This window comes from Pseudomonas sp. Pse35, assembly GCF_024519715.1.
GTDB classification, from domain to species: domain Bacteria; phylum Pseudomonadota; class Gammaproteobacteria; order Pseudomonadales; family Pseudomonadaceae; genus Aquipseudomonas; species Aquipseudomonas paracarnis.
This window is the reverse complement of record NZ_JALJRP010000031.1, coordinates 44,269-56,123: the sequence shown is the minus strand read 5'-3', so window position 1 is coordinate 56,123 and position 11,855 is coordinate 44,269. Positions and strand designations below refer to the sequence as shown.

The following is an 11,855-nucleotide window of genomic DNA, read 5'->3' as shown; positions in this document are numbered from 1 at the left end:
GCGGCCAGAAGAACTCCCACACCGACACGTCGAAGCTGAACGGGGTTTTCTGCAACACCGCATCGTGAGCCTTGAGGCTATAGGCGTCCTGCATCCACAACAGGCGGTTGACCACCCCCGCATGTTCGTTGATCACGCCCTTGGGTTGGCCGGTGGAACCGGAGGTGTAGATCACATAGGCGGCGTGTTGGGCAATGAGGTTTGGTACTTGCGGGTTGGTGGCGGGTTGGTGTTGCCAGGTGCTGTGGTCGAGGTCGACTACCGCCACGTCCCCCAGCAGGCTGCGGGTGGCGCTTTGGGCCAGCACCACCACCGGCGCGCTGTCGTGCAGCATGTAGGCGATGCGCTCTGGCGGGTACGCCGGGTCCAGCGGCACATAGGCACCGCCGGCCTTGAGGATGGCGAACAAACCGACGACCATGTCCAGGCCGCGCTCGACGCAGATGCCCACCCGTGCATCCGGGCGCACACCGCTGTCACGCAGGTGATGGGCCAGGCGGTTGGCGCGTTCATTGAGTTGCTGGTAGCTCAAGGTGTGCTCGCCGGCCTTCACCGCCACTGCCTGCGGGGTACGTACAACCTGGGCTTCAAACAGCCCGTGCAGGGTCTGGTCGAGGTTGTAGTTCACCTCGGTGGCGTTGAACTGCACCAGCAGTTGTTGCCGCTCTTGCAGCCCCAGCACCGGCAGGCGGTTCAGCGCCTGGTGCGGTGCCTGCTCAAGAGCCTCGACCAGGCCGCTCAACGCGTTATGCATATAGCCGCACACCCGTTGCGCATCCATCTGGGCCAGGGCGGTGAATGCATAGCCGTCGCCCAGGTCATCCACGTTCAAGGTCAGCGGGTAATTGGTGCGCCCGTCATTGACCAAGGTCTGCATGCCTTCCCATGCCAACTGCGCATCCGCCGAGCGGGTGGCGGCGCCGCGATGGCGATAGTTGAGCATCGAGCTGAACAAGGGCGCCGGGGCCGCTACGCCACTGCAACGCTGGGCCAACGCCAGGGAGGCGTGTTCATGGCCGAGCAATTCGGTCAGCCGCGCATGGGTGGCCCGCACGGCGGCGCGGGCGCCCTGGTCGTCGATATCCAGGCGCAGCGGCAAGGTGTTGATAAACACGCCCAGAGCGCGGTCGGCTCCCTCGCCGCCTTGCAGACGGCCCACCAGTACCGTGCCGAACACCACCGTATGGCGCGCCGATACCGCGGCCAGCACCTGCGCCCAGGCCAGATGGAACAGGCTGGCAGCGCTGACCCCCAGCAGCCGTGCCTGGCTGCGCAGGCGGCGGTTGAGCTGGCTGTCCAGTTGCAGGGTGTGTTCGTCGATGGCATTGCCGTCGCCGCGCACGTCCTGCCAGCCGAACGGCAACGTCGGTTCGTCGACATCGCCCAGCATCTGGCGGAAGAACTGCTCATGCTCCTGTTCGCTGACACCCAAACGGGCCTGGGCCACATAGTTGCGATACGGCATTGGCGCGGCGGTGGGCGCTGCGTGGCCCAACAGGTGGCCCTGCATTTCGCGCAACACCACGTCGAAGGCGGTGTGGTCCAACACGATATGATGATAGAGCAACACCGCCACCACGCGCTGGTTGGCCGGGTCCTGGGCGTACATCAGGCGGATCAGCGGCGCCTGGCTGATCTCCAGGCGATACCGCCGCGCATCAAACCGCTCGTGCAGGCCGGCGAGTACGTCACCTTCCAGTTGCAGTTCCTGCACGCACAACTGCGCCTGGCGCCACACCACTTGCAGCGGTTGCGCCAGGCCCTCCCACACCACCCCGGTGCGCAGGATGTCGTGGCGGTCGATCACCTGTTGCAGTGCGCGCATAAAGGCCTGCAGGCGCTCCACACCGTCAAACGCCAGGTGTGATTGCAGCAGGTAAGGATCGCCCTGCGCCGCCGTGAGGTAGTGATAGAAAATCCCTTCCTGCAACGGCGCCAGCGGGTAGATGTCCTGCACGTTGGCAGCGCCGCCAGGCACCTGGGCCACCACCTGGTTGATCGCCGACTGGTCGAGGTCCACCAGGGCCAGCATGTCCGGGGTGATGCGCTGGCAACCGGCACTGATGCGATTGGCCGGCACCTGCACTTCGCGGCCACTGCCGACAGCGGCGGCCAGCGCGGCCAGGGTTGGCTGGCTGAATAGCACGCGCACATCGGCGCTGAGGCCGGCTTGGCGCATGCGCTCGATGAGGCTGACGGCCAGCAATGAATGGCCGCCCAGTTCGAAGAAGTGGTCATGGCGACCCACTTGCTCCACCTGCAACACCTCGGCCCACAGCCGCGCCAGGGTGGTTTCGACGTCACCCTGGGGGGCTTGGTATTCACGGCTGAGCAAGGCGCACTGGTCTGGCTCTGGCAATGCCTTGCGGTCCAGTTTGCCGTTGGCGGTCAGGGGCAACTGATCAACCCGCATGTAGGCGACCGGCACCAGCGCCTCGGGAAGTTGGGCCTGCAGGTGCGCACGCAAGGTCTCGATCTGCAGCGGGCGCTGTTCGGTGAACCAGGCCAACAGGCGGCCTTCGCGCACCAGCACCACGGCCTCGCGGATGCCGTCCAGTGCCGCCAGGCGGCTTTCGATTTCACCCAGTTCCACCCGCACGCCGCGCAGTTTTACCTGGTCGTCGTTACGGCCCAGGTACTCAAGGTTGCCATCGGGCAGCCAACGCACCAGATCACCGGTGCGGTACATCTGCCCTGGGTTGAACGGGTCTTGCAGGAAGCGCTCGGCCGTCAGCTCGGGACGGTTCAGGTAACCCCGCGCCACGCCGCTGCCGCCCACATAAAGTTCACCGGCCACACCCACCGGTACCGGACGCAGGTGCGCATCCAGCACGTAGCTGGTGGCATTAGCGATGGGCCGGCCGATATGCAACACCTGCCCGGCCCGCACGCGGCCGGAGGTGGCAACCACCGTGGCTTCGGTGGGGCCGTAGTTGTTGACCACCGCAAAGCGCCGCTCCTGGGTGAACTGACGCAGGCGGTCACCGCCGATCAGCAGGATGCGCAAGGTGGGGTGCTGCTGGGGCAGGCTGAACGCGTACTCGGCCACCGGGGTGGGCAGGAAACTCACGTCCAACGGCTGTGCCAGCCACCAGGCCAGCAGTTCATCGATGTTTTCGTTGCCGATGTCGGCGGGTGGCAGGTGCAGGGTCGCGCCGACGCACAGGGCCGGCCAGACTTCCCAGGCCATGGCATCAAACCCCATGCCGGCCACGCTGCTGGTGTGGCTCACCGCTGTCAGACCAAAGGCCTCACAGTGCCAATGCACCAGGTTCTCCACGGTGCGGTGTTCCACCATCACGCCCTTGGGCAGGCCGGTGGAGCCGGAGGTGTAGATCACATACGCCAGGTGCGCGGGCGTCAGGGCGGGCAGTTGCGGATTGCTGACGGCGTGGCGCTGCCAACCGGGGTCCTGCAGATCGACCACGGCGACGGGCCCCAGCAGCTCCCGCGTGCTGGTCTCGGCCAGCACCGCCACGGGCGCGCTGTCTTGCAACAAGTAGGCGATACGCTCGGCGGGGTACGCCGGGTCGATCGGCACATAGCCCGCGCCAGCCTTGAGAATGCCCAACAGCCCCACCAGCATCTGCGGGCCGCGACGGCAACACAATGCCACGCGGTCATCGGCTTGCACGCCGAGTTCCAGCAAGTGATGAGCCAACTGGTTGGCCCGTTGATTGAGCTGCTGATACGTCAGCGCCTCGCTGCCTTGCTGCACGGCAATGCGATGGGGCTGGCGCTCGGCCTGCACCTCAAACGCACCGTGGACCGTCTGGCCACGGGGGAAGTCGTGGGCAGTGGCGTTGAACTCGCGCAGCACCGTGTCGCGCTCTGCGGCGGGCAGAATCGGTAACTGGCGCAGCGCGCGGTGGGGCGCCGTCTCAAGGGTGGCAACCAGTTGCTCCACGGCGCTGAGCATGTAGTCGCACAGGCGCTGCGCGCCGATTTGCGGCACGGCCAGCACGCTCAGGCCAAAGCCTGCGCCCAGGTCATCCACGCTCAGGGTCAGCGGGTAGTTGCTGCGTTCTTCACCGCCCAGCAGTTGCACGCCTTCCCAGATGCCGTGGCCGTCGCGGGCCATTTCGCCTGGGTTGCTGTGGCGGTAATTGAGCAAGGCGCTGAACAACGGCGTGCTGGTCGGCACACCGCTGCAACGCTGGGCCAGGGCCAGTGACGCATGCTCATGCCCGAGCAAGGCGCTCAAGCGTGCATGGGTGGCTTTGACCGCCTGCGCTGCGCCGGCTGCAATATCGACCCGCAGCGGCAAGGTGTTGATAAACATCCCCAGCGCACGGTCTGCGCCCTCGCCGGCTTGCATACGGCCCATCAGCACCGTGCCGAATACCACCTCGTCGCGGCCCGAGACCAGGCCCAACACCTGGGCCCAGGCCAGGTGCATCAGGCTGGCGGCGCTGACGCCCAGTTGGCGCGCCTGCTGGCGTACACGCTGGGCCAGGCCCGCTTCCAGGTGCACCTCGGCTTCTTCGATTGCACGACCATCGCCCTGCACATCCTGCAGGCCAAACGGCAAGGTGGGCTCGTCAACCTCGGCGAGCATGTCGCGGAAAAACTGCTCATGCTGCGCCACACTGACGCCCAGTCGCGCCTGGGCCACATAGTTGCGAAACGGCGCGGCGGCGGGCAAATCCTGGGCCTGGTTGAACATAAAGGCACGCATTTCCTGGCCGACCACTTCCATGGCGGTGTGGTCCAGCGCCAGGTGATGGAACAGCAGGATCGCCGCGACCCGGTTGTGCGCCGGGTCCTGGGCATAGACCATGCGCAGCAAGGGCGCCTGGGTAATGTCCAGGCGGTAGTGACGCGCATCGAAACGCTCATGCAGTTGCGCCATCACGTCGCCGTGTGCCGGGTCGAGCATCACCTCGTGCACCCCCAACTGGGCGGTGCGCCACACCACTTGCACCGGGCTTTCGAGCCCTTCCCACACCACAGCGGTACGCAGAATGTCGTGGCGCGCCACCACCTGTTGCAGCGCGCCCATAAAACCGTGCAGGCGCTCGGCAGTGTCAAAGGCCATGCGCGATTGCAGCAGGTACGGGTCGCCCTGCTCGGCGCTGATGTGGTGGTAGAGAATGCCTTCCTGTAGCGGCGCCAGCGGGTAGATATCCTGGATATTCGCTGCACCACCCGGCACGCTGGCGACAATCCTCGCGATGGCCTGCGGGGTGAGTTGCACCAGGCTCAGCATCGACGGTGTGATCTGTATGCAGCCGGTGGGGATGCCATTGGCGGGCACCACGATTTCTCTGCCGCTGCCCACGGCTGCCGCCAGCGCGGCCAGGCTTGGCTGGCTGAACAACACGCGCACATCGGCGCTCAGGCCCACCTGGCGCATGCGTTCGATCAGGCTGACCGCCAGCAACGAATGCCCGCCCAATTCGAAGAAATGATCATGGCGCCCCACGCGTTCAAGCTTGAGCACGTCCTGCCAGATCTGCGCCAGCAGGCTTTCCACCTCGCCTTGTGGGGCGTCGTAGCCACGGCTGATCAAGGCGGCCTGGTCGGGTGCCGGCAATGCCTTGCGGTCGAGCTTGCCGTTGGCGGTAAGCGGCAACTGCGCCAGCCACACATAAGCCGAAGGCACCATGTAATCGGGCAACCGGCCTTGCACATGAGCTCGCAGGGTTGCGATATCCAACGTTGCGTCGGCGGTGTAATAGGCCACTAACCGTTTGTGGCCAGGCTCGTCTTCGCGAACCGATACCACAACGTCCCTGATCCCGGCACAGGCACACAGGCACGCTTCGATTTCACCGGGTTCGATACGAAAGCCACGAATCTTCACCTGCAGGTCATTGCGCCCCAGATACATCAAATTGCCGTCGGCTCGCCAGCAGGCCAGATCACCGCTGCGGTAGAGTTGGCCATCGCCGAATGGGTTCGGGACGAATTTTTCCGCGCTCAGCTGAGGCAGATTCAAGTAGCCTTTCGCAACGCCCGCACCGCCGATATAGAGCTCGCCGGTCACACCCACGGGCAGCGGTTGCTGGCGCGCGTCCAGTACATAGGCCTGAGCGTTGGCAATCGGTCGACCAATCGGAATAGCGCCCTCGCCAAGGGTAGTGATCTCAAACGTGGTGGAGAACGTGGTGGCTTCGGTCGGGCCATACCCATTCAGCAGATGCTGGGGTTTGCCGAGCTTGAGTACCCGGCCAATCACCTGAGGGTCAAGCACGTCGCCGCCGACGATCAGGTAGCGCAATTGGCGGAACACCGGCATCAACGCATCGGCGTACTGATGAAATAGCCCGGCGGTCATCCATAACACGCTGACCGCCTGTTCCCGCAACAGCTCGGCGAACGCGGCTTGGGATAACAACTGCACCTGCTCGACCACCACCACACAACCGCCATTGAGCAACGGCGCCCACACCTCGAGGGTGCTGGCGTCAAATGCCGGGTTGGAAGCAAAGGCCACCCGGTCGTGGGCATTGAATTCGGCAAAACCGTTGTTAAGCACCAGCCGCGAGATAGCGAGGTGGGGCACTTGCACGCCCTTGGGCGTCCCGGTGGAGCCGGAGGTATAGAGGATGTAGGCAACGCTCTGCGCGGATTGGGCCGGGTCGGGGTTAGCGGGCGACTGCGTGTCCAGATCCAACTGCGCCAGGTCGTCCAGCACATGGCGTGCGCCGCTGTCTTTGACGATGAAGGCCTGGCGTTCGACAGGCGCGTTGACGTCCAGCGGCACATACACCGCAGCGCACTTGAGGATCGCCAGTTGGCAGACCAGCAGATCCAGGCAACGCGGCAAGGCAATCGCCACGCTTTCGCCGGGCTGCACCCCCTGGCTGATCAGATGATGGGCCAGGCGGTTGGCACGGCGATTGAGGTCACGGTAGCTCAGTGACAGCTCGCCCTGCACCGCCGCCGACGCTTCAGGGCGGGCCAGCGCCTGGGCTTCAAACAGTTGCGAGACAGTAAGTTGCGAGGGGTATTGCCGGGCGGTGGCGTTGAAACCTACCAGCACTTGATGACGCTCGGAAGGCGGCAGGATCGACACCGCCTGCAGCGGCGTGGTCGGCGCATGTTGCAGCGCGCTCACCACATGGCGCAACGCGGTGAGCATGTACTCACCCACGCGTTGCACATCCAGGTGCGCGACGCCTTGCACCGTCAGCGCAAAGCCACTCCCCAGGTCATCAACGTTGAGCACCAGCGGATAGTTGCTACGTTCTTCGGAGCTGAGAATCTCGATACCGGAAGCGGCAAAGGGGTTGTCCCCCGGCGCTTCATCGGCTGCGCTGTGCCGGTAGTTGAGCAAGGTGCTGAACAGCGGCAGCGAGCCCGGCACGCCACTGCAACGCTGGGCCAGGGACAACGAGGCATGTTCGTGCCCGAGCAGTTGCGCCAGGCGCGCATGGGTGGCGCGCACGCCGGCCTGCACGCCGACGCTGCCAACGCTGACCCGCAGCGGCAAGGTATTGATAAACATCCCCAGCGCCCGGTCCGCGCCCTCGCCGCCCTGCATACGGCCCAGCAACACGGTGCCGAATACCACCTCCTGCTGGCCAGACACCTGGCCCAGCACCTGGGCCCAGGCCAGGTGTACCAGGCTCGCGGTGCTCACGCCCAGTTGCCGCGCCTGTTCGCGCAAGCCCAGGTTGAGCGCAGGCTCCAGCGGCAGGCGCGCTTCATGGATGCCGCTGCCGTCACCATTCACGTCCTGCAAGCCGAAGGCCAGGGTCGGCTCGTCGATGTCGCCCAGCATCTGGCTGAAGAAGGCTTCATGCTGGGCCTGGGTGACACCGAGGCGGGCCTGGGCCACGTAGTTGCGATACTGCACCGCGTCAGGCAGTTGCGCGCTGTGGCCATGCAGGCTGGCACTCATCTCTTTGACCAGCACGTGCAGGGCCGTGTGGTCGAGGAGGATATGGTGCAGCAGCAAAATGCCGACCAAGCCGTGGCTGTCCTGCGCATACGCCAGGCGCATCAGCGAGGCGCGTGACAGGTCCAGGCGATAGTGGCGTGGGTCGAAACGCTGTTGCAGATGCTCCAGTGCATCACTGCCCAGCGCATCCAGGCGTTCGATCACCAAGGGTGCCTGGCGTAACACCACTTGCACCGGCTCTTCCAGGCCCTCCCAGAGGATGGCGGTGCGCAGAATATCGTTGCGCTCGATCACCGTGTGCAGCGCGTTGACAAACCCGTCGACGGCGCCCTGGTCGTGAAACCGCAACTGCACCTGCAACACGTAGGGGTCGCCCTCGGTGGTCGCCAGGTGGTGGTAGAGAATGCCGGCCTGCAGCGGCGCCAGGCCGTAGATGTCCTGCACGTTGGCAACGCCACCGGGCACGGCCTCAAGGATATGGTCGATAGCGGCCTGATCCAGCTCGACCAGGGGCAGCATGTCCGGGGTTATGGCCTGCGTGTCTGCTTGAATAAGGTTGGCCGGCACCTGCACGGTCTGCTGGCCGCCCACCGCCGCAGCGAGCGCCGCCAAGGTCGGTTGACCGAACAGCACGCGCACATCGGCGCTGAGGTCGACCTGGCGCATGCGTTCGATCAGCTTGACCGCCAGCAGCGAATGGCCGCCGAGCTCGAAGAAATTGTCCTCACGACCGACACGGTCGACGTTGAGCAGGTCTTGCCAGAGCATGGCGAGGGTGGTTTCCACCGCCCCCTGGGGCGCCGCATACTCGCGCCGGGCCACGGCGTCGGCATCGGGTGCGGGCAAGGCCTTGCGGTCGAGTTTGCCGTTGGTGGTCAACGGCAGCGTATCCAGGCGCACGAAGGCGCTGGGCACCATGTGTTCGGCCAGGCTCAGCAGTAGATGGTCACGCAGGGCGGCCACGTTGAGTTCGCCATCGCTGATCACATAGGCCACCAGGCGTTTGTCGCCCGGCTGATCTTCACGGGCGATCACCACCGCATCGCGCACGCCGCTGGCAGTGGCCAGGTGCGCCTGGATTTCACCCAGTTCGATACGGAAACCACGGATCTTGACCTGGTCATCGTTACGCCCCAGGTACTCAACACTGCCGTCGGCCAGCAGGCGGCCGAGGTCGCCGGTCTTGTACATGCGCAAGCCGGTGGCCGGGTCGGCAAGGAAGCGTTCGGCATTCAGCGCCTGGCGGTTGAGGTAACCACGCGCCACCCCGGCACCGCCCACGTACAACTCGCCCACCACACCCAGGGGCAAGGGCTCATGGCGCTCATCCAGCACGTACAACTGCAAATCGGGAATACGCACGCCAATCGGGCTCACGCCGACCAAGTGCGCGTCGGCCGCTTCCAGCGCACGGTAGGTCACATGCACGGTGGTTTCAGTGATGCCGTACATGTTCACCAGTTGCGTACCGGCATTCACTGCCCGTGCGTACCACGGCTTGAGCATGCCCGGTTCCAGGGCTTCGCCGCCGAAAATCACTTGGCGCAAGGAATGGGACTGGGCACTGTTGCCCTGGGCCGCGATCAACTGGCGGAACGCGCTCGGCGTCTGGTTGAGGATGCTCACCTGGGCGTCGCACAACAGCGCGTAGCACTCATCCGGCGAGCGGCTGACCAGTTGCGGCACGATCAGCAACTGGCCGCCGTGCATCAGCGCGCCCCAGATTTCCCACACGGAAAAGTCGAACGCGAAGGAATGGAACAGCGCCCACACATCGTGCGGGTTGAACCCGAACCAGTGGTGGGTGGCGCTGAACAGGCGTGCGACCTGGCGATGCTCGATCATCACGCCCTTGGGCTGGCCAGTGGAGCCGGAGGTGTAGATGACGTAGGCCAGGTTGGCCGGGCTCAGGTGCAACCCAGGGTTGGTGATGGGCAACGGGCCCAGGTGGTCCAGGTCGATCCGGGCCAGTGCGCCGACCTGCTGCGCCGTGTTGGCCTGCACCAGTACCGCCACCGGCTGGCTGTCGGCCAGGGTGTAGGCGATGCGTTCCTGGGGATAGGCCGGGTCGATGGGCACATAGCCCGCACCGGCCTTGAGAATGCCAAGCAGGCCGATGATCATCTGCGGGCCACGCTCCACACAAATCGCCACGCGCGCGTCGGGGCACACGCCGTGGGCCAGGAGCGCGTGGGCGACCTGGTTGGCGCGTTCGTTGAGTTGGCGGTAGGTCAGGGCGTGGTGCTCGAAGCGCAGCGCAATGGCATCGGGCTGGGCAGCGGCGTGGGTTTCGACTTGCTGGTGGATCAGTTGGGTGTCGGCGTAATGCGTAGAGCAATGATTCAAAGTGTGCAGCAAATGGTGGCGTTCAGCGTCAGGCAGGATGTTCAGGCCGCAGAGCGGCATATCCGGTCGTTGTTCAAGGGCGTCGGCCAGGCTTTCCAAGGCCGTATGCAGATAACCCGCAACCCGCTGCGCGCCAATGGACGCATCGACCATCACGGTCAGGGCGAAGTCTTCACCCAGGTCATCGACGTTTAGCGTCAGCGGGTAATTGGTGCGCTCCTCGGCGCCCAACACCCGGATGCCGTCGGCGACTTCGATCACCGCCGCCATGTCGGTGGCGGCGCTGTGACGGTAGTTGAGTATCGCGCTGAACAGCGGCGTAGGCGCCGCCACGCCGCTGCACCGTTGTGCCAGCGCCAGGGACGCATGTTCGTGATCGAGCAAGCGCGTGAGGCGCTCATGGGTGACCTTGACCGCAGCGCGCACGCCCTGCTCACCCACATCCACCCGCAGTGGCAAGGTGTTGATGAACATGCCCAAGGCCCGCTCACCGCCCTCACCTGCGCCCATGCGCCCGAGCATCACAGTGCCAAATACCACCGCCTCCCGACCGGAGACTGCACCCAGCACTCGCGCCAAAGCCAGATGCATCAGGCTCGCCACACTCACCCCCAGCGGGCGCGCCATGCTGCGCAGGCGGCGGCTCAGAGCGCTGTCGACGGGGATGCGCACTTCGTCGATCCCTTGGCCATCACCCTGCACATCTTGCAGGCCGAACGGCAGCGTCGGTTCATCGATATCCGCCAGCATGTCGCGGAAGAACGCCTCATGGGCCTGCTCGCTGACGCCATGGCGCACCTGGGCGATATAGCTGCGAAACGCTACCGGTGCAGGGGCCTGGGCTTGCTGCCCGGCCAGGTACAGCTGGATCTCATGCCGAACGCCATCCAGGGCCGTGTGATCAAGGATGGTGTGGTGGAACAGCAGCATCGCCACCACCCGCTGGTTGGCCGGGTCGTCAGCGAATACCAGGCGCAGCAGCGGCGCCTGGCCCAGGTCCATGCGATAAGCGCGGGCATCATAACGAGCGAGCAATTGAGCGAGGCGGTCAGCACCGTCCAGAGGCACCTCTTCGCAGGCCAGCACAGCCTTGCGCCACACCACTTGCAGCGGCTCGTCCAGGCGCTCCCAGACCATGGAGGTACGCAGGATGTCGTGACGGTCGATGACCCATTGCAACGCCTCGGCAAAGGCCTCAAGGCGTGCGCGGCTGTCGAACACGAACTGCGCGTGCAGCACGTAAGGGTCACCCTTCTGCGCCGAAAGATGGTGATAAAGCATGCCTTCCTGGAGCGGCGCCAGGGGGTAGATATCCTGCACATTCGCCGCGCCGCCGGGGATCGCCGCGACGATGCGGTCGATGGCCGGCTGGCCGAGGTTGACCAGGGCCAGCATGTCCGGTGTGATGCGGTAGGCCGGGCTCAGCCAGTCACCGCCATGTTCGGCGACCAACTGCAACAGTTGGGGTTTGTGCGCGATCAATTGATCCCAGAGCGCGTCGTCCAACGCTTCGTCATCGCCCAGGACGATCAGGTCGCCCTCTTCGGTCTGCAGACGGATCGCATGGGTGGAGATCGCTGCCAGTAAGTCGCTGAACTGCATGGGTAACCTGCCTGATAATTCACGGTTGACGAGAATGTCCGTATTCAGTTTTGCCGCT

The 11,855-nt window shown here is 65.1% G+C and carries 1 protein-coding gene; it reads right to left on the bottom strand.

The genetic code is table 11. From position 1 onward, the window contains the following. Positions 1-11,797: non-ribosomal peptide synthetase (locus OC445_RS21790; protein WP_262020352.1), on the bottom strand; the 11,797-nt coding region annotated here is incomplete at its 3' end. Positions 11,798-11,855 lie beyond the last annotated feature (58 nt).